This window comes from Candidatus Desulfofervidus auxilii, assembly GCF_001577525.1.
In the GTDB taxonomy this organism is placed as follows: domain Bacteria; phylum Desulfobacterota; class Desulfofervidia; order Desulfofervidales; family Desulfofervidaceae; genus Desulfofervidus; species Desulfofervidus auxilii.
In genome coordinates this window covers 2,516,710-2,540,211 of record NZ_CP013015.1, presented here as the reverse complement: position 1 = coordinate 2,540,211, position 23,502 = coordinate 2,516,710, and the positions used below count along the sequence as shown (strand labels likewise).

Genomic DNA, 23,502 nt, shown 5'->3' with positions numbered 1-23,502 from the left:
TATAATAGCCACTTAAAGGCACCTTTCCATTAGACAGGGTATTGGCAGGAGAACATCCGGCAATTCAAACCGAGTCACAATAATTCAACATTATTGACTGACCCCGTTAGCCACAAATGTTCCCCTAGCCATTTATCATTTATATCACATAAAGAAGGCTTCTTAATTTCATTCCCTATTTTTTACTCTCACTTTTAATTATAGACCCCAATTCCACTACATTTGACTATTTCATTCCCTCACTATTTCACTACTCACTGATTTAATGTTTTGGCATTTTGGCATTTGGATTTTTGACTATATTTAAACGTTTGTTCTTTTTGTTAAATTACTTATGGCCTGACTTTGACGTATCCCTGTCACCTAAAAGGTGCAAAAATGGTCAAAAGGCTATCTCTTCTTTTTTTCTTTAGGTAAATAGCGTCTGATAAACCAGCTTTTTTTGGCAGCTTCTATTACTTCAACTGCTCCTTGGGAAGCATGGCGAAGATTTTTCATAACTATTGGTAAATCCCCCGAAGCTGTTCGTAATTGAATAGAAGTATAAGAAAGTTCTTTTGTTATTTTCTGAGTTTCTTCTATCCAGTGGTTCAACTTCTCTATAAATATTTTCATTTGAGCCAATAAAGTAGTAAGGTCTGAAGCCACCTGTTCAGTTTCAGCTAAAATTGGTTTTAGTTGTTTACTTCTCTGTTGCAAAGAGGTTATAAAGGCATGGGTTTTATGCATAGTCTCTCCTGCTTTTCGGACTGTAGCTACTGTTTCTTTATAAAGATCTTCTTTTTGGACTAAAGCACCAAGGGTGCCTTCACCTCTAGCAATCTTGTCTGTAATTTTTGCTATATTATGAAAGATATTCTGGTAAGTAGTGTGTTCCCGTTTTATATTATCAGTAATTTCAGCTAAATTAGCAGCGATAATTGTAGTTTTATCCAGTAATGGTTTTGCCCGAGAAGCAATTTCTTCCAAAGTAATGGGTTCTACCGAGTTAATAACACTTCCCTCTGCCAAAATGGGTGTGTCTGGTTTTCCCCCCACAATATCTACAGCTTTGTCTCCTAAAATCCCTACAGGGACAATTTTGGCATAACAATCCTTGTGAAATTGAGAGTGGAAACGTTTTTCAATACGCATAATCACTTCTACTCTACCGTCTTTAAGAAACTGAAAATCTGCCACATGGCCTACTTGAAGTCCATAACGATATACCGGAGATTCCGAGGAAAGGCCGGCTACGGACCGAAATTGGGTCTTCAAGATAAAGGTTTTTTTAAAATAAGGTCTTTCCTTTCCTAAAAAAATTATCACTGTTCCTAAAAGTGCAAATGAGAAAATTAGAAAAATAGCTGTCTTTAAAACAAAAAACCATTTTTCTTTCATTATTTACTCCTTGATCGCCTTCAAAAATTGTTTAAAATAAGGATTATCGCTTTTTTTAACTTCTTCTACTGGACCACTTATCATGATTTTGCCATCATAAAGCAACATAATTCTATCCGCCACCTTAAAGGCACAGGATAAATCGTGGGTAACCACAATGGCAGAAATATTATAGGTCCTTTGGAGGTGGCGGATAAGTCTACTAATGGAATCACCCATAATAGGGTCTAGCCCGGTAGTAGGCTCATCATATAAAATTAAAGGTGGATTTAAGGCAATTGCTCGTGCAAGTCCCACTCGCTTTTGCATTCCTCCAGAAAGTTCAGCAGGATATTTTTCTTCTACTCCTTTTAATTGAACAGAATCCAAAATCTTTTGCACTCTTTTTTTTATCTCTTTTTCCGGCAAGCGTAAGTGATAGCGCATAGCAAAAGCAATATTTTCAAAGACGGTCATAGAATCATAAAGCCCTCCTATCTGGAACAAAAAACCGGTTTTAAGCCGCACAGGATACCAATCTTTTTCTTTTCGAAACTGGGTTACTTCATAGCCATGAAGCCATATTCTACCACTATCAGCTGGCACCAATCCCACTAAAATTTGAAGCAATACCGATTTTCCGCTCCCACTGCCCCCCAAAATCACCACTGTTTCCCCAGGATAAACTTCTAGATTGACTTCCTTTAATACCTTTAACGCTCCAAAAGATTTAGCCAAATTCTGAGTGCAAACAATCCATCTCATATTATCTACCGACCAAGCTCAGCGGCGGCGTGTAACGCCGTCCGCTGGAGCGTCTTGTTATGCTTTTCATTCTGCATTTAAATTCTTAAGTATCTTTTTTGCTAATGGCTCTTTACTCTCATTATGTCGTGGTAGTGCTTCAATAACGCCTGTTTTAGGATTGATCCAAAGAGAATGGGATTTACCTTCTCGTTTTAAATAACAACCAGCAATTCTTAATCTTCGCTCTAACTCGTGCCGTTTCACCCAATTACTATCTTTTCCCGTATTACATCTTTTGGTAACCCACGAAGAATATCTTGCCTGCGATCTTCTAAAATCAGTTCAATAGCTTCTCGCAAGTTATTCTTTGCCTCTTCTATTGTTTCACCTTGTCCATTAGCCCCAGGCACCTCTGGGCAGATGGCCCAATATCCACCTTCAGGTGCTGGCTCAATAATTGCTGTAAACTCAGCTTTCATATCTCCTCCTATTTTTAGTTAGTATAACTTTTAATTTAATTATATTACATTTCAACTTTGTCAACTAATTCCCAAAACAAATCACGGATTTTGGGTTTGATATCGCCTTGCAACTTGACAGAGACTCATGTTAAATTAGAAAGATATGAACAGAGAGCAGCTAAAAAAATTATTTCAAAAGGCCCGAGCTGACCTTTGTTATCCTCCTATCTGTGAATGTAAAATCGCTCAAGAAGGAACTAGTGAAATAGATTTTGTAAGTCCAAAATATAAAATCATCGTGGGGGAAAAATTTATTTCCCACCTTTCACCAAAGGCTGTCATTGGTCTTTTCCATCACGAACTCAATCATTGGGTAAAACATCCTTATGACTTAAAGACAGTTATTTTAGAAACCAGTTGGCTAGATGAATATGAGACCGAGTCCCAAGTGATGATCAGAAACCTGTTTGATGATGTTATCGTAACCATTGACCTAGTTGTAAATAAGGGGCTGGAAGAAATAGCCCAGGTATATCAAGAATTGGCTTTAAAAAGCAAAATAGATTGCCTATTAAGAGCATTTTATCAAGAAGTGACCGGGCTTTCTTTCGGTAAGTTAGAAATAGACAAATATCTCCAAAAAAGGCTTGATGCCTTACTCCAGATAGATTTTCTAGATACAGGCCGCGCCCGGTTGAAAAATAATATAAAGCAATTTGCAGAAATTATCAAAGATATGGCGGAAGAGACTGAAGTGCCTTTTTATTTCTTTTCCTGGGAACACTTTTCTCCTTCTGAATTGAGAAAGGCCATGAGGGACATTGCAGAAGAACTGGATGTAGAAAAATATGAAAAGGTGATGGAAAAGATTTTAGGAAGCCCTTTTTTAATAAAAAGGGGGTTGGGAATTAGACCAGGCAAGAAAGAACAAGCAAGACCATTTATACCTCCAGAGACCTCTTGGTATGAAACAAGGGCCCAGCGTTATGCCATTTATATTTCAGGGACACAAAAAACCGATTCTCTTTATCCTTCAGAAATAAGAGATTTTTCCCTAGAAGACCCCATTGAGACCTTTAGTTTTATTGAAAGTTATGGACAATTTCTTCCTGGTATTTCTAAGCGATATAAAATGAGTTATTTTGAGGGAGAAATTAAGGTAAAAGTCCCTGATGCCATCATTGTAATGGATTCTTCTGGAAGTATGAAACACCCAGATAGAGAAACCTCTTATGCTGTTTTGGCTGCCTTTGCCATTGCCAGAAATTACTTAGAGGCAGGAGCAAAAGTAGGGGTAATCAACTTTTCTGATAAGAATTTAGAGTTATTTCCAACAAGAGAGAGACAAAAAGTGTATCAACTTCTTAAATTTCATCAAAGAGGAGGAACTACCCTTCATTTAGAAGAATTTAAAGCCTACATGGAAAAAGCAGAAAATGCTGACTGTATAATAATTACTGATGCCGGTATAGAAAACCTTTCTCCATTAATGGAAACACTTTCTTCTTTGAAACAGCGTCTTACCTTTATCTGGATCAAGACAGATGTGGGAAAAACCTATGCCTTTCATAGGCATTACCACGCCTTAAAAGAAAATCTGCCCCCTTGGGTGACCTTTGTAGAGGTAGAAAATGAAACAGACATTCCCAAAATAGCCATAGGTAAGAGTTTTGCTGAGTATGTCAGAGATAAAAAGGATTCTTGAAAAAAGACCAGAAATTCTTAATTTAAAAAGGATTCCTTCCCAGAGAAACCGAAAAATTCATTACCGCCAAGCTATAAAACCTACTTATGACAAGCTGGAAGAAATGGCCAAGGAATATTACAATTTTATTAAAAATTTACGTGCCTGGGAAGTTGCCAAACATATTGAAAAAATCTTTTTATTTGGGAAAAAATGTGCTTCAGACTATGAAATAAAACTTCCTGAGCTTCTTCTTTTTTTTCATCAGATATTACCCAAATATGTGGGAGGTGGCCTTTTAGGATGTTTTATTTCGGGTCTATGTCACTCACTTATGAAAGAAGACACATACCTCCATCTAGACCTCTCTCCTTATCGAAGCACCATTTCGGGAATGGGTTATCGTCATCATAAAGGCACTTTGGTCTTAGAAGGAGGTCGACTTTATTATCTAGGTGTAGAGATGGAAAGTGGAAAGATAGAGGTAAGAGGAAATGTAGGTGGTTACCTTGGACGGTGGATGAAAGGAGGAAACATTATTATAAAGGGTAATGCCGGAAGCTGGGCAGGACAGGGAATGGGAGATGGAAAAATAGAAATTGAAGGAGATGCAAAGCATACTTTGGGTATGAGGATGCAAGGAGGAGAAATCTGGGTAGGAGGAAATGTGGGCTTTTGGCTGGGTGAAGAAATGCAAGGAGGCAGTATTTGGATAAAAGGAGCGATAAAATCCATCACCTCTGATCGCTATGGAGGTGAAGTTTATCAGTGGCAAAACAAATGGACCAAGATTTGAAAGACCAAGTTAAACAATCATTACAGCATCACTTACATATATTAACCAAAGAAATAGGAGACCGCAGTATTTATAAATATCATAAACTGAAACAGGCAGCCAATTACATTATTTCTTGTTTTTCAGATTTGGGTTATGAGGTTGAGACCCAGAAATACAATTTTATGGACAAGGAATTGACCAACATTATTGCCATCCCATCTTCAAAAACTATTAAAAATTATCTTATATGTGCCCATTATGACACAGTAACTGGCTCACCTGGAGCAGATGATAATGGAAGCAGCATTGCCGTTATGCTGGAACTGGCTAGACTTATTAAGGAATTCAATATCATAAAAACTCCTGTTAAATTTGTTGCCTTTACGGCCGAAGAGCCACCCTTATTTGCCACCCGCTATATGGGGAGCCGGGTTTACGCCAAAAGAGCAAAAGAGGAAAAAGAGAGGATAGATGGGGTAATTTGTCTGGAAATGGTGGGTTATTATACTAATGAAGAAAAAAGCCAAAAATTTCCCTTTCCACTTCAATTTTTTGGATACCCTAAGACAGGGAATTTCATAGGTGTGATTGGCAATAAACGTTCTAAGGATGTAGTTGAAAAGATTGTCTCTACTTTTAAACTAAACCCTGCTCTACCTGTAGTGTCTCTAACTGTCCCAGGAGATGGCTATCTCCTTTATCAGGTGCGTTTAAGTGACCACGCTTCTTTCTGGGATAAGGGGTTTAAGGCAGTGATGATAACAGATACCGCATTTTATCGGAACCCTTATTATCACACTCACAAGGATAGGATGGAAACTCTAAACTTGACCATGATGGCAGAACTGGTAAAAAGTTTAATGTATTTCATTATAAGGGAGGGCGAAGATGTCAAAACAAGTATTAATTTATGGTAAGGACATTTGACCTTACACCAGAAACGCTCGGGAAGCGTATGCTAAAAAAGGCTATCAAGTAGTATATATTAATGTTTTACAAGATCCTGAAAAGCTTGAAGAAATGCTCAGACATTCTAAAGGGAAAAGGCAAGTTCCGGTAATTATAGAAGAAAACCATGTAACTATCGGCTTTGGTGGAAGTTGAGGTGTATAGGACTGGCAGTTTGTCAGTATGGATAATTTGAGATTTATTTCTTGCTCTTTTTAGAAAAAATGTTTATAATCTCCTAAAGAGGGGGTGAAAAGGGTTCGACGAGGATGTAGAAGGTTTAAGCTGCATGCCGGGGATTCCTATCTCCTCGTGAAAAAGATAGGACAAAACAAGTGCCAATGATTATGGCTATGCCCTGGCTGCTTAATTAAGACAGCCAGCGTCTGCCCAGTCCGGCCTGCAGGACTGAGGACAGGCGTCGGTAAAGCAGGCTAGCTATTAAATGGTGCCCATAACATTTAATAGCGAAACTTTAAATGGGCTAGCTTTTGTCCTTTTTGTTCGGAAAAAGGGCAAAGGCGAATATGGGAATCCGGACTAAGCATGTAGATGCTTAAACTTAGCATCCTCGGACGCGGGTTCGATTCCCGCCACCTCCACCAAATTAGTTTAAATGGATAGTTCTTACTGCTTTGTCTGTGGGCCTAAAAACCCAAAGAGTCTTGGATTTAAAGTATTTTTTGAAAATGGAATAGCAAAGGCCTATTACAGTTTTGCCCCTGAATATCAAGGATGGAAAGAAGTCATCCATGGAGGTCTTATTGCCACTGTTTTGGATGAAATTATGGCCTATGCTGTAGGTCAAATAGGACCTGCCTTAACTACACACCTTAATGTAACATTTCGTAGTGTTCTACATCCTAATGAAAAAGTGCTTATAACAGGATGGATTGAAGAACAAACAAGGCGTAAAGCAAAAACAAGGGCAGAAATGCAAAGATTGAGTGATAATAAACTCATTGCTTCAGCAGAAGGGGTATCTTTGTTTGTCAAACCTTAAAAATCCTCACTTTCTCAAAAAGTCTTGCAAAAATATGGCTATATAGTTAATATTTACCGAAATAAAAATAAGGGAGTGATATGGTTGACTTAGATTTTAGCAAAAATAATGGCCTCATCCCTGTTATTGCTCAGGATTATCAAACCGGAGAAGTTTTAATGTTGGCCTTTATGAATGAAGAGGCTTGGGAAAAAACTCAAGGAACAGGAATTGCTCATTATTACAGCCGCACTAGAAAAACCCTATGGAAAAAAGGTGGCTCATCCGGACATATACAAAAGGTAAAGGAAATCTTTGTAGATTGTGACAATGATACTTTGTTGTTAAAGGTAGAACAAATCGGAGCAGCATGTCATAAGGGTTATCGAAGCTGTTTTTACCGTAAATTAGAAAATGGCAGGTTAAAGATTATGAGCAAAAAAGCTTTCAATCCGAAAGAGGTCTATAAAAATGAATAAGCTCAGATTAGGTATTCCAAAAGGCAGCTTGCAAAACGCAACCATTGAGTTATTTGCTCACGCTGGTTGGAAAATCAAATTAGGCGATAGGAGTTATTTTCCCACCATAGATGATGAAGAAATAGAATGTAGTATGTGCAGAGCACAGGAAATGTCAAGATACGTTGAAAATGGAACCCTGGATGTAGGAATTACAGGCAAGGATTGGATTTTAGAAAATGATTCTCAAGTGGTAGTAATTGCTGATTTAATTTATTCTAAAACTAGTATGCATCCTACTAAATGGTGTTTAGCAGTAGCTGGGGATTCTACTATTAAGGATGTTAAAGATTTGGAAGGGAAAAAAGTGGCCACTGAATTGGTTAATTTTACCAAAAAATATTTTGCCAGCCAGGGAATAAATGTTATAGTGGAATTTTCCTGGGGGGCTACAGAGGCCAAAATAGTCTCTGGTTTAGCAGATGCCATTGTTGAAGTCACAGAGACAGGCACAACTTTAAAGACACATGGATTGAAAATCCTTAAGGAATTAATGGTTTCTAATCCTCAACTCATTGCCCATCCTAAGAGTTGGGAAGACCCATGGAAACGAGAAAAAATAGAGCAGATTGCTCTATTGTTAAAGGGCGCCTTACAAGGCTATCACATGGTAGGGTTGAAAATGAATGTCCTTAAACAAAAATTGGGGGCAGTAATTAAATTGCTTCCTAGCCTTAATGCCCCAACCATTTCTTCCTTACATAATCAAGAGTGGTGTGCAGTGGAGACCGTAGTCAATAATAAAACAGTTCGTGATTTAATCCCCAAGTTAAAAAAGGCTGGAGCTGAAGGAATTATTGAATATCCCTTACATAAGGTAATTTGATGCGGTGGTTTATTTATCTCTGGATATTTATTTTTATGATAAGCTGTGCCTCTAATGCTTTAAATAAAAAAAAGGAGGCAGAAATTCACTTTCGCTTAGGAGATTCTTATCTTAGACAAGGAAAACCAGGATTTGCTCTAAGAGAATTAGTTCAGGCACAAAAACTTGACCCTCAAAATCCTGACATTTATTTAGACCTTGGCTTGGCTTACATGGCCCGAGGAGATTTGGACAAGGCTGAGGCTCAGTTTAAAAAGAGTATTCAATTAAACCCAGAATATGGGGCGGCTTATAATAATCTTGGATTATTATACTTACGCCAAAAAAAGTTGAGAGAAGCAGAAAGATGTTTTAAAAAGGCTATAAATATTTATGTCTATCCTACACCTGAAGTAGCTTATACTAATCTTGGTTCTTGCTACATTCTTCAAAAGAAGTATAGCGAGGCCCAAAATGCCTTTAGACACGCAATAGAGGTTAATCTCCTTTATCTTCCTGCTTATTTGGGATTAGGGAGAGCATGGGAAATACAAAAGCAATATGATAGGGCTCTTAATGTTTATCAAGAAGGTATTCAATATCTACCTGAAGCGGCCCCTCTTTACTACCGTATGGCTCTTATTTATTTTCTCAAAGGTGAGAAAGAAAAGGCCAAGGAATATTTTAAAAGGGTTATTCAATTAGATCAGGGTGGGCTCCGTCAACATGCTCAAAAAATGTTGAAAGACCTTCAATGATTGCTAAACGAGCACAAGAAATGCCTCCCTTTCTGGTCATGGATGTATTAGAAAGGGCCCAAATTCTGGAAAAACAGGGAGAAAATATTATCCATCTTGAAGTAGGTGAACCTGATTTTGCCACTCCCTCGTGTATTAAAGAAGCAGCAAAAAAGGCTCTTAAAGCAGGTAAAACCCATTACACTCATAGTCTTGGCATTTTTGAATTAAGAGAGACAATTGCAGAGCACTATCAACAAAAATATGGAGTGGCCATTTCTCCGGAGAATATTATTATTACTGCAGGTACTTCTCCTGCCATGTTTCTTATCTTTTCTAGCCTTTTAGAACCAGGGGATGAAATCATTTTGCCAAATCCTCATTATGCTTGTTATCCTAATTTTATTCGTTTCTTGGGAGGAAAACCTATTTTTATTCCTGTAAGGGAAGAGAATAATTTTATCTATGATGTAGACCAGATAAAAAAAGCCATCTCTCCTCGGACAAAGGGCATCATTGTCAATTCACCTGCCAATCCCACAGGCATGCTCACCCCAGGCGAAATAATGCAAGCCATAGCTGAACTTGGAATATCTATTATCTCAGACGAAATCTATCACCAACTTGTTTATGAAGAGGTGGAACATTCAGCTTTAGAATTTACTGATAATGCCTTTGTTTTAAATGGTTTTTCTAAGGCATATGCTATGACAGGATGGCGTTTGGGTTATCTCATTGTACCTTCGTCTTTTGTTCGTCCCATGCAAAAAATTCAACAAAATTTCTTTATTTGTGCTCCATCTTTTGCTCAATATGCAGCCTTGGCAGCCTTAAAAAAGGCCCAGCCTGAAGTATTAAAAATGCGCCAAATTTATAACCAAAGGCGTCTTTATCTTTACAAGGCTTTAAAGGAACTAGGGTTTTCTTTAAAAACACCTCCTCAAGGAGCCTTTTATTTCTTTATCAATGTCAAACATCTCAGTCAAGACAGCTATACTTTAGCCTTTGATATTCTAGAAAAGATAAAAGTGGCTGTAACACCAGGTATTGATTTTGGCAGTGAAGGAGAAGGATTCTTGCGTATTTCTTATGCCAATTCCTTAAAAAATATTAAAGAGGGTTTGAACCGTCTCAAAAACTATGTGAACCAATATGGAGGTTAAATCTGTCCTTCTCATATTCATTCTAAAAGCCCTGGCATAGGCTTAATCCACAATACTCCATGGGTCCAATCAAACTTTTCTATTACATCCTCAATAGAAGGAATGAGATATTCTTTTTTTTCTTTCTTATTGTGAACCACAAAAATATCATTACTCCCAGTGTTAAAAACGTATTTTATTTTGCCCAAACATTTTTCTGCATTCTTCAGACACACCTTTAATCCTAAAACCTGATACCAGTAATATTCGCTCTCTTTATTCAAAGGGGGAAGACTAGATTTTTTAATATATATGTCAGCACCTATTAATGTCTCAGCTTCATTAATATGGTCAATTTCAGCCAAGGAGAGAATGTAAAATTTTTTATGGGACTTTATTCCACGAAGATGATATAACCGCAGAGGACCGCTTTTCTGCTTTAAAAACACCTCTCCCCCCACCCTAAAACTCTCTGTGGAATCCGCATAAGGGATTACCCTTATTTTGCCCTTTATACCGTGAGTGTTAACTATTTTACCAATGAGGAGAAATTCTTTCCTCATCGGTCTATTTTATTCAATAATTTCTAAAACTGCCCTTTTTTTGACTTTAGTAGAGGCAGCATTCAAAATGGTGCGCATCGCTCGTGCAGTACGACCTTGTTTGCCTATCACTTTTCCCAAATCTTGTTTTGCTACCTTTAACTCTATAACTGAGGTCTGCTCTCCTTCTATTTCCCTCACTTCTACCGCATTAGGATTGTCTACTAAAGATTTAGCAATAAATTCTACTAATTCTCTCAGCATCTCGCACCTCCACTTTATAAAATTCCTTGCCTTTTTAACAAAGCCTTCACGGTTTCTGTAATTTGGGCTCCCAGTCCCATCCATTTTTGTAATGTTTCTTTATTCACTTTTACCTCAGCAGGATCAGTAAGAGGGTTGTAAAATCCCACTACTTCCAAATACTTCCCATCACGAGCCCTTCTTGCTTCTGTAGCCACAATCCTATAAAATGGCCTCTTCTTCGCTCCCATCCGCATAAGTCGTATTTTCACTGCCATCTACTTTTACTATCACCTCCTTTTTAATGAAAAAAATCTATTAAATTTATTCTTTTACCCTTTTTTCCTTTTTTTGTAAAGCTTTTAATCATTTTTTTAGTTTCATTATAGTTTTTAAGTAACCTGTTTATTTCTTGCACGGTAGTCCCACTACCATAAGCAATGCGTTTCCGCCGTTTCCCATTAATAATTTCTGGCCTCAACCTTTCTTCTTTGGTCATAGAATTAATAATAGCTTCTATTCTTACCAATTCCCTTTCATCTATTTGCAAATTTTTAAATTGTTTCATTTGAGAAAGGCCAGGTATCATACTCAAAATTTGCTCTAGTGAACCCATTTTGCGGATTCGCCTCAATTGGTCCCGAAAATCCTCTAAGGTAAATTCACTCTTTCTAATCTTTCGCTCTAACTCCTTTGCTTTTTGGACATCCATGGTTTCTTCTGCTTTTTCAATTAAAGAAAGGATATCTCCCATACCCAAAATGCGTGAAGCTACTCGGTCCGGATAAAATACCTCAAGGGCATTCAATTTTTCTCCTACACCCACAAACTTGATAGGTTTTTGGGTAACTGCTTTAATAGAAAGGGCCGCACCTCCTCTGGCATCTCCTTCCATCTTAGTAAGAATAACGCCTGTGATACCCAAAGCTTGATTAAAAGTCTTAGCTATGTTTACCGCATCTTGACCGGTCATGGCATCAGCCACCAGAAGGATTTCTTGGGGCATAAGTCGCTCTTTAAGTTGTTTCAGCTCATCCATCATTTTTTCATCAATATGTAGCCTACCTGCTGTATCAATAATAATTGCATCATAACCGCGTCGCCTTGCTTCTGTGAGTGCATTAATACAAATCTCCATAGGAGTTTGTGAGTTTTGGGCAGGGAATACTTCTATTCCCAACTGTTGTCCCAGTTTCTGAAGTTGTTCAATAGCAGCAGGACGATAAGTATCGGCTGGGACTAAATAAGAAGACTTTCCTCCCTTTTCTTTAAGAAATTTGGCTAATTTAGCACATGTTGTGGTCTTTCCAGACCCTTGGAGACCAACTAACATGATAATACTTGGCATACCTTTAAGGTTTAGCTCAGCTCCACTTCCTCCCATTAAGGTTGTCAATTCATCTCTAACTATTTTTATCACCTGTTGAGCTGGGGTCAGACTACGCATTACTTCCTGCCCTATAGCCTTTTCCTTAACGCGGTTTAGAAATTCCTTGACCACTTTATAGTTAACATCTGCTTCTAATAGAGCTAATTTCACTTCTTTCAAGGCCTTATTGATATGTTCCTCTGTAAGATGCCCATGCCCTTTCAACTTTTTGAAAATGGTGTTTAACTTTTCACTCAAGTTATCAAACATAGTTTCACCTTTAAATCTCAAATAGTTTTACAGCATTTTACACAATCTGTAGGTTTTAGCAATATAATTTTAGTTTCTAACACAGGACTTTCCCCAGAAAAGGCTCTTTCATTTTATAGACAGTGAACTAGTTAATCTGATTTAATTAAAATTTCAAAGATTACCGTGCCACCACCAGTATACTTGCATGGGTCTAGACATTGGACATAGGCTTTATTGCCTTCCTTAGCTAACCCAATTTGCCTTGGTTCTATACCATGACTTAATGCCACATGATAGGGCATGATAGCTGATAAGGAATGCATACAAATAGTGCAGGATTTTTTAGGATTGATCTTATAGCCTTCCTCTAAAACAAATATATCCCCTACTTTATAGACGGGGCAATGGCCTATAATTTCTTTAACCCTGATTACTAAATCCATTAATGTAACACCTCTTCCAAGATATCTACAATCCTTTCTGTTGCTTTGCCGTCGGCATAGGGATTTTTTGCCTTGGCCATACTCTGATATAAGTTTTATCTTCCAGTAGCCTCATCGTTTCTGAGTAAATCTTTTCATTTTCAAAACCAACCAATTTCGCTGTTCCAGCTTCAATCCCTTCTGGTCGCTCAGTTATTTTACGCATAACCGAAACAGGCTTCCTAAATGAAGGCACTTTTTCTTGAACACCTCCAGGGTCTCACCTCTTAACATTTGGATTAAGATGGTTTAATTGTATTTTGTAGGTTTGACCCTGACCCCTAGCTAGCACAGTTAATCTTTATTTACTGCTTGCTCTCCTTCCCATTTAGCAGTTTTAGGATGTAGTGGAATGATGTTTACCCGCTTTAATTCCCCTTCACCCACACTTTGCGTCTTGACCTCCTGATCTTTTTGTAAGGTAAGGTGAATAATTTTACGTTCTCTTGCAGAGAGAGGTGAAGTAGAAAAAACCTTACCTGTTTTTTTCACACGTGCTGCTAGTTTTTTAGCTAGTTCTTTAAGGGTGTTAATTTTCTTTTTGCGATAACCTTCGGCATCTAAAATAATTCTTATAGGTAATATTCCACCCCATTGTTTTTGCACCATCCTTTTGAAAAGGTAGTCCAGTTCCATGAGGGTTTGTCCCTGCTTTCCAATTAAAATTCCTGAGCCATCACCTATGATATTTAATCTAACCTCTTTTGGCAAAATTTCGGTTTCTATCTTGGTAGGCATGGGAAAATAAGAAAGCATTTTTTCTAACATTTCTTGGACAAGCCTTATGGCCTCTTCTCTGGTTTTTTTGAGACTAACCCTGATTTTGGCTTTTTTAACTCCTATCATTCTCAAAAAGCCCCCAGAATCCTCAGAAAGGACTTCTATTTCTAAATCTTCTTTATTAACCTTGAGGGTTTCACAAGCAATATTAATGGCTTCCTCTACGGTTTTACCCTCAAACTCGAACGTTTCCATCTTACCCTCCTTTATTGCATTTTTCGGTTAATGTAAAATTGTTGCACAATAGATAACAGATTGTTTACCAGCCAATAAATCACTAAACCAGAAGGAAAGTTGAGAAAGAGAAAAGTAAAAAACACAGGCATCAGAAGCATGAATTTAGATTGTCCCGGTCCCATAGCACTGGGCGTCATTTTTTGCTGTATCACCATAGAAATACCCATTAAAATAGGGGTAATATAATATGGGTCTTTAGCCGATAAATCGGCCAACCAGATTTTATCAGTAAAAGGCAAATAAGTGATAAAATTGGCATGTCTGAGCTCAATAGCATAAAGTAATGCCTTATATAAAGCAAAAAACACAGGGATTTGGAGAATTATGGGTAAACATCCACCTAAGGGGTTAACCTTGTAAGTTTTATATATATTCATCAACTCTTTGTTTAGCCGTTCCTTATCATCTTTATATTTTTCCCTAAGCCGATTAATATGAGGCTGCAACTTTTGCATTTCTTGCATAGATTTATAACTGGTATGTGTTAAAGGCCAAAAAAGGACCTTAATCACTACTGTGAGTAAGATAATAGCTATTCCATAGTTATGAACATATTTATAAAACCATCTCAAAATATAAAGTAAGGGTTTAGCAATAATATCAAAAAAACCAAAATCGACTGCTTTATCTAAATGAAAATCCAGTTTTTTTAATCTTTCTAACTCTTTAGGCCCAAAATAGAGGAGAAAAGAAGCTGTTTTTTCTTTTTGGGACTCTACTTCTACAGGAGGAATTAGTAAGTTGGCTACAAGGTGCTCTTTTTGTTTATTCACTATAAAAGAAGCCTTTGGGGCATCTTTATTAACAATAATGGTAGCAAAGTATTTATCACTTAGACCTGCCCACTGAATATTTCCTGATTTTACCACTTGGGATTTGATTTTTTTCCACTTTATCTCTTCAAATTGACCATTTATTAAAACAATCCCACCATAAAAACCATAACGTTCTCTTTTAGGCCATTTATTCGCTAAAGAGATAGCCAAGTTATCTTGAAATGGCCTCTGAGTTCGATTTATCAAGCTCAGATCAAAATCAATCTCATAACTATCAGGGTAAAAAACAAAGGTCTTTTTTATTATTATACCATTTACTTCAGCCGTAAAGGTAAGTGATTGGGGAGTGTCTTGGGAAGTAAGATTCATTGTGTGTTTGTCTGCTTGAAATTTAACATCTTTTAAAAAATCTTTATGTTGTAAGAAATCAATGCTTAAAGGCAAATAAGGTGGCTTAGCTTCTATAATTTCCTGAAGCGGTGAATCAGGAGCCACATTTTGGCGATATTTTTTTAAAATAAAACTTTTTATCACTGCCCCTGATTCATAAAAAATGGTTTGGTAAAGAGGAGTAGAAACAGTAATTTCTCTTCCCAAATTCTTTACTTTGTATGATTTTTCTAGGGAGCTAGGCAAAACAATATTTTTTTCTTCTGACTTATCTTCCTGTTTCTGAAGGGAAGCACTTGGAGGTGTAGATTTTTTTACCACTGGTCTCTGCGGTGGGAAAAAATAATTATACAAAACCAGTATTAATATAGAAATAACAAAGGCTAAAAGAGCACGATAAGCCATTTCTTCTCCTAAAAAAATTTTTACTTTACAGGGTCATAACCACCAGGATGAAAAGGATGACACTTAGCCAATCTTAAGATAGCCTTCAGTCCTCCTTTTATAAGACCATAACGACCAATAGCCTCAATGGCATAGGCCGAACAAGAAGGATAAAAACGGCAAGAAGGTGGGAATAAGGGAGAAATTATTCTTTGATATAATTTTATAAGAAAAATAATTAATCTTTGCATCTTAATACTTTACTTAATTCTCCACTTACCTGCTGATAAGTTAAATCGGCTGCCCCTTTTTTAGCAATAATAACCAAGTCTAGCCCGCGATAAAAGTCTTTTTTGTGCAGCCGAAAAAATTCCCGCAATAAACGCTTTACCCGATTTCTTTGCACCGCTTTTCCTACCTGACGGCTCACAGTTATTCCCAACCTGGAAAATGGTTGAGAGTTTACTTTCATGTAAATAATAAAATGTTCTGTTTGTAATTTTTGCCCGCTGGCTATAACAGCTAGAAAATCTTTTCTTTTGCGAATGTGCTCTTTCTTTGAAAAACCAAATAATTTCATTCATTTTAGCTAAATACAGTGAGCCTTTTTCTGCCTTTAGCCCTACGGCGATTTAAAATCTCTCTCCCTGCTTTGGTTTTTTTGCGGGCCAAAAATCCATGCACCCTCTTGCCCTTCTTGATGTGTGGTTGATAAGTCCTTTTCATCCTTTACTTCTTCTCCTCCAATTGTTTAGCTCTCATTTTTAGGCGTTTTAAACGCCTCCTTCTCCTTCTTTCTATCTCTCTTCGTCGTTCAATCTTTTTGTGTCTACCCATTTATCTCCCTCTAGATTTGCTTTTTGATAACAAAAAACTCTACCTTAGTCAACTCTTAAGAAACACTCCATAAGTTTATACCCTGGTTTAACCAGAATACCACTTTCATTGGCTATACGTTCACAAAAAAGCCTAAAAGAAGCTGGGATTTTTCTTTTCAAAAAAATAGCAAAAGGCACAGGTTCTCCTATATGAGTTCTAACAGCAACAGGGGTATAATGGTCCATAGTTACCATCACTTTAATATTTTCTCTCTTAGCTGCATTTAAAACCGATCCCACTACTTGCTGATCAAAGGCCTCTATTGCCTTGATCTTTTCAGCCAAGTTTCCCTCATGGCCAGCCTCATCTGGTGCTTCTACGTGGACATAAACAAAGTCTAGTTCTTTCAAAGCATCAAGGGCATATTGGACTTTACCTTTATAATTGGTATCAAAATAACCTGTGGCCCCAGGTACGTTTATTACCTTTAACCCCGCTAATATACCAATACCTTTAATAAGGTCAACAGCAGAAATCACTCCTCCTTTTAATCCAAATCGCTCTTTGAAACTAGGCATATTAGTCATTCTTCCCTGACCCCAAGGCCAGATACTGTTAGCCATTTTTTTGCCTTCTTTCACTCTTTGCTGATTAACAGGATGATTGACTAAAATTTTTTTTGCATTTATCACTAATTCCCTTATTTCAGAAGGCAGATTATTTAAATAGTCTGTTACTTCTTGACCCGGAATTTCATGGGGTGGGATAGTAGTAAATTCGTTCTTTCCATTATGCCAAACTAAGATGTGTCTATAACTTACCCCAGGATAAAAATGAAATCTTTCTGAACCTAAATATTTGTTAAGGGTTAAAATCAACTCCTTTGCTTCTTCAGAAGAAATATGTCCAGCACTATAGTCTTCCATAAAAATAGCGCCCTCTTTCTTACCTAAGCTAACAAGATTGCATCTGAAAATGATGTCTTCTGGATTGACCTTTATGCCCAAACTGGCTGCTTCAATAGGTCCTCTCCCAGTATGATATTTTTTGGGGTCAAAACCCAAAAGACTCATATTAGCGATATCACTTCCTGGAGGCATTCCATCTGGAACCGTCTCTACTAACCCCAATACTCCATTAGAGGCTATAAAGTCCATATTGGGTGTATGGGCAGCCTCTAATGGTGTTTTTCCACCCAGTGTCTCTAAAGGGTAGTCTCCCATACCATCACCCACTAAAACAATATATTTAGACATCACTCTATCCTTAAGTCATTTTCAATTCTTATAAAAACTGGTTTTGCTTTCACTACCTCTATTTTCTCTATCTCATTAAGGGCCGCCTTAACATTGGCCTCCTTTGCTTCATGGGTCAACATCACAATCGGCACTTGTCCATTTATCTTTCTTCCCTTCTGCATCACTGATTCAATACTAATGTCATAATTACCTAATATACCTGAAATTTTAGAAAGCACGCCTGGCTTATCTACCGCGGAAAAACGAAAATAATACTTACAAATCAGCTCATCTATGGATAAAATAGGTTTTTTTTCTCTTTTTTCTGGTAAATAAGAAAGTAGCGGCACTCTCTGAGTAATACCCTTGATTAAGTTTCGGGATAAACTTACCACATCACTTACTACTGCACTCCCTGCTGGCATCATTCCTGCCCCCAAACCATAAAAAAGGATATTTCCTACGGCATCTCCTCGGACTAAAAGGGCATTATAAGCGCCATTAACATTAGCTAATAAGTGTTCAATCGGAATCATCGTAGGGTGGACTCTACTTTCAATCCCTTTGGCTGTCTGGCGAGAAACAGCCAATAGTTTAATCCTATAACCAAATTCCTGAGCAAACTGGATATCTAGGGGGTCAATATTACCTATACCTTCAATATAAATCTGTTCAAAGTTTATAGGAATGCCATAAACCAAACTGAGTAAAATAGTCAATTTATGAGCGGTATCAATCCCTTCTATATCAAAGGTGGGATCAGCCTCCGCAAATCCCTTTTCCTGAGCCTCCTTCAGTGCCTCTTTGAAAGCCACTCCTTCTTTGGTCATCTTGGTAAGAATATAGTTGGCTGTTCCATTTAAAATGCCAAACATACAAAGAATGTTATTTCCTACTAGACCCTCTTTTATTCCATTAATCAAAGGAATACCCCCACCGACACTGGCTTCAAAGGCCACATCTACTCCATATTCCATAGCGGTTTTAAAAATCTCTTCACCATATAAGGCAAGTAATGCCTTATTAGCAGTAACCACATGCTTTCTCTTCTTAATGGCCGTTAAAATATAAGTTTTGGCAGGCTCATATCCCCCTATGAGTTCTATGACAATATTAATTTCAGGGTCATTAATTATTTCTTCAGCATTTGTTATTTCTATACCGCTTAAATCTACCGTCCTGGGGCGGGAGAGGTTTTTATATGCCACTTTCTTTAATATTAAGGGCACATTTAATTTTTTTAATAATAAGTCTCTATTTTTCCTAAGTATCTTGACCACTCCTGTGCCTACTGTACCTAATCCAATCAAACCAATATTAATAGCATCCACCTTTATCCTCTTTAAATGACTTTCCTCAGTCCACGAATGGCCTGACGGATGCGTTGCGGATTCTCCACCAAGGCAAAACGCACATATCCATCTCCATATTCGCCAAAACCCACACCTGGAGATACGGCCACCTGAGCTTCTCGAATCAATTTTAAAGAAAATTCCACTGAGCCTAAATGTTGAAATCTTTCAGGAATTTTAGCCCAGACAAACATAGTTGCCTTTGGTTTTTCTATCTTCCAACCAATGCGGTTTAGTCCTTCTATTAAGACATCCCGTCTTTGTTTATAAATCCTCACAGTTTCTTGAACACACTCTTGGGAATCTCTTAAAGCAATAATAGAAGCAATTTGGATAGGTTGAAAAATACCATAATCCAAATAACTCTTAATCCGGGTTAAAGCAGAAATAATCTTTTTATTTCCCACACAAAAACCTACTCTCCAACCAGGCATATTGTAACTTTTTGACATACTAAAAAACTCTACCCCTACTCTCTTTGCTCCCTTTGCCTGTAAAAAACTGGGAGGTATATAGCCGTCAAAAGCTAAGTCTGCATAAGCAAAATCGTGAATGACCCATATTTTATGCTCTCTAGCAAAATCCACTACTTTTTGAAAAAAAGCCAAATCTACTATACGCGTGGTTGGATTATGAGGAAAAGAAAGCACCAACAACTTAGGACGAGGCCAGGCCTCTTTGGTTGCCCGCACAACCTCTTCAAAAAAGTCATGTTCCTCGGTTAAGGGAATACTTCGCACATCTGCATTGGCAATCACCACTGCATAACTATGGATAGGATAAGTGGGATTAGGAACCAAGGCCATATCACCTGGCCCTAGTAAAACCAACATAAGATGGGAATAACCTTCCTTAACTCCAATGGTCACTACCGCCTCAGATTCTGGGTCAATATTTACATCATAACGCCTTTTATACCAATTAGCGATAGCCTCTCTAAGTTTAGTAATACCTCTTGAGGCAGAATAGCGATGGTTACGAGGTTTTTGGGCTGCATCTATAAGCTTATCCACAATATGTTTAGGAGTAGGCAAATCGGGATTTCCCATCCCTAAATCAATAATATCCTCTCCGCGGCGTCTGGCCTCCATTTTCAACTGATCTACCACCGCAAATACATAGGGTGGTAATCTCTTAATACGTGGAAAGGTATCTTCTAAACTCCCCATTAATCCTCCTTCAACCCGAAATAGATAGAGATTATAACTCCTTTGTAATAATTGTCAAAAGGTAATATGGAATTAGGTTCAAACCTACAAAATACAGTTAAGAAAATAGAAACGGAAAATAGAAAATAGAAATTCCCAATTCCCAATTCCCATTTCCCAATTTCCAATTCCCAATTCCCATTTCCAACATTCTAACGTTCCACTTGACAAAAAGATAATTTTATTTAAAATAGATGTAAGAAATTTAATTCTTACTTTGGAGTAAGAAAATGAGACTAAAAGCAAAAATAACATCCAAAGGGCAGTTAACTATTCCTAAGGAAATAAGGGAAAAAATAGGCCTTGAACCAGGGAAAGAAGTCTATTTTGAGGAAAAAGATGGTCTTATCTACATTAAAAAAAGTATAGAAAAATCTCCTTTTGATAAATGGATAGGATATTTAAAAGATAAAAAAGGGCAATCTCCTGATGAAATTATAGAAAACCTAAGAGGAAGATGATTACTTCAGTAGACACTAACATACTTTTAGATATACTAATTCCTAAAACAAAATTTTGTTTAAAATCCAAACAATTATTAGATGAAGCTATTCAAAAGGGTTCTATTATAATTAACGAAGTAGTTTACGCAGAGCTTTCCTCTCAATTTAAAAAATATGAAGACCTAGAATTTTTTTTAGAAGATACTGGTGTAAAACTTATTCCTACCAATAAAAAAGCACTTTATTTAGCTGGTGAGATGTGGAAACTTTATTTTAGAAGAAAGAAAAAAGGATTACAGTGTTCCAACTGTGGTAAAATTCAAGAAGTTTTTTGTGAACGATGTGGAACCAAAATTTCTAATAGACAGCATATTATAACCGATTTTATCATTGGTGCATTTGCATTGCTTCAATCTAATATATTCCTCACCAGGGATAGAGGATTTTACAAAGATTATTTCAAAAACCTTATAATTAAAACTCCTTCTCAATAAACGTTCTAACGTGTAAACGTGTTAACGGCTTTATTAAATACCTTAAGTCTTTGAAAAACAACTCATAACTTTCTAACTTGCAAACTTTCTAACTTACAACTTTGTAAATGTGCATAAAGAAGGAAAGGGAAACGGGAAACAGGAAATAGAAATTCCCAATTCCCAGTTCCTAATTCCCAATTCTAACGTGTTAACGTTCCAATTTAACAGAAGGCGATTTTGCATTTTTCAATTTGCATTCTGCATTGAGCCATTGCGCCTAAATGGTGAAACGACAAACATCAAAAAAGCTCCTGCAAAAGTCCTAAAAATTTTTGGTTAAAGGAGTTTTTCAAAAATATTCCTCAATCTTTCTTCAAACTCTCTTTGATCTCCTGAACTTTTTCTTCTATTGTCCGGGAATCATATACATTCCAGGAAGTTTGGAACCGGGCCTCTCCTAACCTTATGACCATTTTTAGATTTTCATCCACCTTTTCTTCCTTACCTAAGGCCATATAAACCTTAGCCCTAGCCAAATATGCCGCTGTGTATTTAGGATTGAGTTTCACCGCTTTATTAAAATCGCTAATGGCCCTCCAATATTCCTTGAGGCTGTAGAAGACTAATCCCCGATTATAATAGGCACGAAAATAATCTGGATTTAACTCAATAGCCTGATCAAAATCGGCCTTGGCCTTTTCATAATCTGAAATCATAAAATAGGCTATTCCTCTACTTAAATGCACTTCTGGTGTATTTTCTCCTTCTTCAATCGCTTTAGAAAAGGCATCAATACTTTTATGGTAGTCTTTTTGGGCTAAATATTCTTTCCCCTTTCCAATCCATTCATTCATTACATCCCCCTATAAAAATTGTGTAATCTTTTTAATGCCTTTATTTTTTCTGAATATCCAATCTTGGATAAATTAACAGCTTCTTTTAAAATCTCAATACTTTGGTCATAAATTTTTCTGTTTACGGGGTAAGGATGTCCATCCTTTCCACCGTGAGCAAAGGCAAAACGAGCGGGATCTTTAAAACTAGGTTTGGCTCCATAGATAATTTCTGAAATCAAGGCTAGAGCACGTATAGTTTTAGGACCTACCCCTTTTATACTCAATAAAGTTTCAAAATCTTTTGGAGAAGCATGGTAAACCTTTATTAAGTTTCTTTTCAATCTTTGAGGATTGATATCCTTTGTTAAAAGATAGTGCCTAGAAGGTAATTTAAGCACACTAATTTTTTCCCATTGTTTATAAATCTTTTCTGGATTTTCTTGAGATAAAACTACGCTATTTTGGCGCGTAGCTTCACTTCGTTTGGCCACTAAATTTAATACAAACGCTTCTTTTTTTTCCGCACAAATAGCATAGTGGGGTTCACAAACAAAACTTTTTACTCTTTCACCTAACCAGTGATAGCGGCGAGCATATTTTAACATGGGATTCATCCCTTGCTGGACCACACACCATTGACCTTCTATAGTAAAAAACAAGCTATGATGATAAAGTTGATACCCATCTTGTAAGGCCACATTATCTACCTTGGCTGTCAGTCTACTGGCATAAATCAAAGGGAAAACATTTAAGCTGAAGAAATTGCCAATCCTATCTAATTCAATAGGCGTCTTAATAGCTGTTTTACCCTTCCCTCCAACGGCAAATATCCCCAACTCCTTACCTACATCCTTTAAAGCCTCCTTTATAGCCCCACATACCGTGGTAGTGATACCACTGCTGTGCCAATCAAAACCAAGAACACAACCTAAGGCCTGAAACCAAAAGGGGTCAGAAATACGGTGTAAAACCTCTTTCCTGCCATATTCTAAGCAAAGAATATATAAAATCTCTCGCGCCAGCTTAACCATACGTTGAAACAACCAGGCCGGTGCTTTTCCGCCATGAAGTGGTAAATGGGCAATTCCTGTCTTTTGCATTATTGTAATTTTAATTTACTACTTATGCTTCTATTTGAGAAGATGCTCAAGAATAATAATCAAATTAAGTATTCTGTGATTTATGCAAAATAAGAATTTAATATAGTATCTAGAAGAAGCTATTATGTTTAAATTATCCTAGGTACAGTCACCATATCTTTATCTGATTGGGGGGCATTGAATAACACCTTTTGAGTGCTTAATGAAGGTTCTATCTGGTCATCACGAAATACATTTATTAAATCCAGGGCATGATAAGTAGGTTTTATTTCACTAGTATCTATTTCATTTAGTTTCTCCATATAAACCAAAATCTGATTAAGCTGTTCCGTGAATAATTCCATTTCTTTTCCAGAAAAAGAAAGCCGTGCCAACTCAGCAATATGCGCCACTTCTTTTTTGGTGATCTTCATC

Annotated in this window: 31 protein-coding genes, 1 other RNA gene and 1 pseudogene; 12 read left to right on the top strand and 21 right to left on the bottom strand. The window is 37.1% G+C overall.

The window, feature by feature from the left end; translation table 11 throughout:
* Window positions 1-390 precede the first annotated feature (390 nt).
* From HS1_RS12700 to HS1_RS12685, 4 genes are all read right to left on the bottom strand, one after another.
* A complete protein-coding gene (locus HS1_RS12700) occupies window positions 391-1,380 on the bottom strand; it encodes an MlaD family protein (protein ID WP_066066321.1) in 990 nt (329 codons plus the stop codon).
* Window positions 1,381-1,383: 3 nt separating this feature from the next.
* A complete protein-coding gene (locus HS1_RS12695; RefSeq protein ID WP_066066318.1) occupies window positions 1,384-2,124 on the bottom strand; it encodes an ABC transporter ATP-binding protein in 741 nt (246 codons plus the stop codon).
* Between the two features lie 66 nt (window positions 2,125-2,190).
* Window positions 2,191-2,370 (bottom strand): type II toxin-antitoxin system HicA family toxin, encoded by a 180-nt coding sequence (locus HS1_RS12690; protein WP_066066315.1) that lies wholly within the window; start codon window positions 2,368-2,370, stop codon window positions 2,191-2,193.
* Window positions 2,367-2,585 carry a type II toxin-antitoxin system HicB family antitoxin gene (locus HS1_RS12685; protein ID WP_066066312.1) on the bottom strand — a complete coding sequence of 73 codons (219 nt, stop codon included), beginning with the start codon at window positions 2,583-2,585 and terminating at the stop codon, window positions 2,367-2,369. Before HS1_RS12685 ends, HS1_RS12690 begins: the two co-directional genes overlap by 4 nt.
* A gap of 145 nt (window positions 2,586-2,730) precedes the next feature.
* On the opposite strand from HS1_RS12685, the gene HS1_RS12680 reads away from it, so the two are divergent.
* From HS1_RS12680 to HS1_RS12640, 10 genes are all read left to right on the top strand, one after another.
* Entirely contained in the window at window positions 2,731-4,272 is a 1,542-nt protein-coding gene (locus HS1_RS12680) for a vWA domain-containing protein (protein ID WP_066066307.1), read from the top strand.
* Entirely contained in the window at window positions 4,247-5,047 is an 801-nt protein-coding gene (locus HS1_RS12675; protein ID WP_066066304.1) for a hypothetical protein, read from the top strand. The genes HS1_RS12680 and HS1_RS12675 overlap by 26 nt, the downstream gene beginning before the upstream one ends.
* Entirely contained in the window at window positions 5,020-5,946 is a 927-nt protein-coding gene (locus HS1_RS12670) for a M20/M25/M40 family metallo-hydrolase (protein WP_156469484.1), read from the top strand. The genes HS1_RS12675 and HS1_RS12670 overlap by 28 nt, the downstream gene beginning before the upstream one ends.
* Complete coding sequence (gene uxx1 / locus HS1_RS13805) at window positions 5,918-6,133, top strand: UXX-star selenoprotein family 1 (protein WP_082757833.1); 216 nt, start codon at window positions 5,918-5,920, stop codon at window positions 6,131-6,133. Before HS1_RS12670 ends, uxx1 begins: the two co-directional genes overlap by 29 nt.
* Before the next feature lie 89 nt (window positions 6,134-6,222).
* Window positions 6,223-6,582: a transfer-messenger RNA gene (gene ssrA / locus HS1_RS12665) on the top strand.
* Between the two features lie 11 nt (window positions 6,583-6,593).
* Complete coding sequence (locus HS1_RS12660; RefSeq protein WP_066066299.1) at window positions 6,594-6,980, top strand: PaaI family thioesterase; 387 nt, start codon at window positions 6,594-6,596, stop codon at window positions 6,978-6,980.
* 80 nt (window positions 6,981-7,060) lie between these two features.
* Window positions 7,061-7,438, top strand: a complete 378-nt coding sequence (hisI, locus tag HS1_RS12655) for a phosphoribosyl-AMP cyclohydrolase (protein ID WP_066066296.1) — start codon at window positions 7,061-7,063, stop codon at window positions 7,436-7,438.
* A complete protein-coding gene (gene hisG, locus HS1_RS12650; protein ID WP_066066292.1) occupies window positions 7,431-8,303 on the top strand; it encodes an ATP phosphoribosyltransferase in 873 nt (290 codons plus the stop codon). The genes hisI and hisG overlap by 8 nt, the downstream gene beginning before the upstream one ends.
* Window positions 8,303-9,040, top strand: a complete 738-nt coding sequence (locus tag HS1_RS12645) for a tetratricopeptide repeat protein (RefSeq protein WP_066066290.1) — start codon at window positions 8,303-8,305, stop codon at window positions 9,038-9,040. Before hisG ends, HS1_RS12645 begins: the two co-directional genes overlap by 1 nt.
* A complete protein-coding gene (locus tag HS1_RS12640; protein WP_066066287.1) occupies window positions 9,037-10,182 on the top strand; it encodes a pyridoxal phosphate-dependent aminotransferase in 1,146 nt (381 codons plus the stop codon). The genes HS1_RS12645 and HS1_RS12640 overlap by 4 nt, the downstream gene beginning before the upstream one ends.
* Window positions 10,183-10,199: 17 nt before the next feature.
* Here the strand turns inward: HS1_RS12640 and rimM are convergent, their stop codons facing one another.
* The 14 genes and pseudogenes from rimM to alaC all read right to left on the bottom strand — a co-directional run bounded on the left by rimM (window position 10,200) and on the right by alaC (window position 20,194).
* Window positions 10,200-10,724: a ribosome maturation factor RimM gene (gene rimM, locus HS1_RS12635; RefSeq protein WP_066066285.1), complete on the bottom strand. Its 525-nt coding sequence runs from the start codon at window positions 10,722-10,724 to the stop codon at window positions 10,200-10,202.
* Window positions 10,725-10,733: 9 nt separating this feature from the next.
* On the bottom strand, window positions 10,734-10,967 hold the full coding sequence (locus tag HS1_RS12630; protein ID WP_066066281.1) for a KH domain-containing protein: 234 nt from the start codon (window positions 10,965-10,967) through the stop codon (window positions 10,734-10,736).
* A 14-nt stretch (window positions 10,968-10,981) separates the two neighbouring features.
* On the bottom strand, window positions 10,982-11,224 hold the full coding sequence (gene rpsP, locus HS1_RS12625) for a 30S ribosomal protein S16 (protein WP_066066279.1): 243 nt from the start codon (window positions 11,222-11,224) through the stop codon (window positions 10,982-10,984).
* 23 nt (window positions 11,225-11,247) lie between these two features.
* Window positions 11,248-12,585: a signal recognition particle protein gene (ffh, locus tag HS1_RS12620; protein ID WP_066066275.1), complete on the bottom strand. Its 1,338-nt coding sequence runs from the start codon at window positions 12,583-12,585 to the stop codon at window positions 11,248-11,250.
* Between the two features lie 131 nt (window positions 12,586-12,716).
* Window positions 12,717-13,010: a TIGR04076 family protein gene (locus HS1_RS12615; RefSeq protein ID WP_066066269.1), complete on the bottom strand. Its 294-nt coding sequence runs from the start codon at window positions 13,008-13,010 to the stop codon at window positions 12,717-12,719.
* Window positions 13,010-13,269 (bottom strand): annotated as a pseudogene (locus tag HS1_RS12610) (UDP-N-acetylglucosamine 2-epimerase); the annotation flags it as partial. The gene HS1_RS12615 and the pseudogene HS1_RS12610, both read right to left, overlap by 1 nt.
* 74 nt (window positions 13,270-13,343) lie before the next feature.
* Window positions 13,344-14,024 carry an RNA-binding cell elongation regulator Jag/EloR gene (jag, locus tag HS1_RS12605; protein ID WP_066066263.1) on the bottom strand — a complete coding sequence of 227 codons (681 nt, stop codon included), beginning with the start codon at window positions 14,022-14,024 and terminating at the stop codon, window positions 13,344-13,346.
* An 11-nt stretch (window positions 14,025-14,035) separates the two neighbouring features.
* The gene (yidC, locus tag HS1_RS12600; protein WP_066066260.1) at window positions 14,036-15,637 is read right to left on the bottom strand and encodes a membrane protein insertase YidC; all 1,602 of its coding nucleotides are present in this window, start codon (window positions 15,635-15,637) and stop codon (window positions 14,036-14,038) included.
* 20 nt (window positions 15,638-15,657) lie between these two features.
* Window positions 15,658-15,867 (bottom strand): membrane protein insertion efficiency factor YidD, encoded by a 210-nt coding sequence (yidD, locus tag HS1_RS12595; RefSeq protein ID WP_066066257.1) that lies wholly within the window; start codon window positions 15,865-15,867, stop codon window positions 15,658-15,660.
* The gene (gene rnpA / locus HS1_RS12590; protein WP_066066253.1) at window positions 15,855-16,196 is read right to left on the bottom strand and encodes a ribonuclease P protein component; all 342 of its coding nucleotides are present in this window, start codon (window positions 16,194-16,196) and stop codon (window positions 15,855-15,857) included. Before rnpA ends, yidD begins: the two co-directional genes overlap by 13 nt.
* Window positions 16,197-16,201: 5 nt before the next feature.
* Window positions 16,202-16,342: a 50S ribosomal protein L34 gene (gene rpmH, locus HS1_RS12585; protein ID WP_066066250.1), complete on the bottom strand. Its 141-nt coding sequence runs from the start codon at window positions 16,340-16,342 to the stop codon at window positions 16,202-16,204.
* A gap of 155 nt (window positions 16,343-16,497) precedes the next feature.
* A complete protein-coding gene (locus tag HS1_RS12580) occupies window positions 16,498-17,691 on the bottom strand; it encodes a cofactor-independent phosphoglycerate mutase (RefSeq protein ID WP_066066247.1) in 1,194 nt (397 codons plus the stop codon).
* Window positions 17,691-19,004, bottom strand: coding sequence for a homoserine dehydrogenase (locus tag HS1_RS12575; RefSeq protein ID WP_066066244.1), 1,314 nt, complete (start codon window positions 19,002-19,004; stop codon window positions 17,691-17,693). Before HS1_RS12575 ends, HS1_RS12580 begins: the two co-directional genes overlap by 1 nt.
* Before the next feature lie 11 nt (window positions 19,005-19,015).
* Entirely contained in the window at window positions 19,016-20,194 is a 1,179-nt protein-coding gene (gene alaC, locus HS1_RS12570; protein ID WP_066066240.1) for an alanine transaminase, read from the bottom strand.
* A 269-nt stretch (window positions 20,195-20,463) separates the two neighbouring features.
* On the opposite strand from alaC, the gene HS1_RS12560 reads away from it, so the two are divergent.
* Together HS1_RS12560 and HS1_RS12555 are read left to right on the top strand one after the other, a co-directional pair.
* The gene (locus HS1_RS12560; protein ID WP_066066233.1) at window positions 20,464-20,694 is read left to right on the top strand and encodes an AbrB/MazE/SpoVT family DNA-binding domain-containing protein; all 231 of its coding nucleotides are present in this window, start codon (window positions 20,464-20,466) and stop codon (window positions 20,692-20,694) included.
* Window positions 20,691-21,170 carry a type II toxin-antitoxin system VapC family toxin gene (locus HS1_RS12555; protein ID WP_066066230.1) on the top strand — a complete coding sequence of 160 codons (480 nt, stop codon included), beginning with the start codon at window positions 20,691-20,693 and terminating at the stop codon, window positions 21,168-21,170. Before HS1_RS12560 ends, HS1_RS12555 begins: the two co-directional genes overlap by 4 nt.
* Window positions 21,171-21,514: 344 nt before the next feature.
* Here the strand turns inward: HS1_RS12555 and HS1_RS12550 are convergent, their stop codons facing one another.
* The 3 genes from HS1_RS12550 to gatC form a co-directional block, all read right to left on the bottom strand.
* On the bottom strand, window positions 21,515-22,006 hold the full coding sequence (locus tag HS1_RS12550; protein ID WP_066066227.1) for a tetratricopeptide repeat protein: 492 nt from the start codon (window positions 22,004-22,006) through the stop codon (window positions 21,515-21,517).
* A complete protein-coding gene (locus HS1_RS12545) occupies window positions 22,006-23,088 on the bottom strand; it encodes a DUF763 domain-containing protein (RefSeq protein WP_066066223.1) in 1,083 nt (360 codons plus the stop codon). The genes HS1_RS12550 and HS1_RS12545 overlap by 1 nt, the downstream gene beginning before the upstream one ends.
* Before the next feature lie 128 nt (window positions 23,089-23,216).
* Window positions 23,217-23,501 carry an Asp-tRNA(Asn)/Glu-tRNA(Gln) amidotransferase subunit GatC gene (gatC, locus tag HS1_RS12540; RefSeq protein ID WP_066066221.1) on the bottom strand — a complete coding sequence of 95 codons (285 nt, stop codon included), beginning with the start codon at window positions 23,499-23,501 and terminating at the stop codon, window positions 23,217-23,219.
* Window position 23,502: the final 1 nt, after the last annotated feature.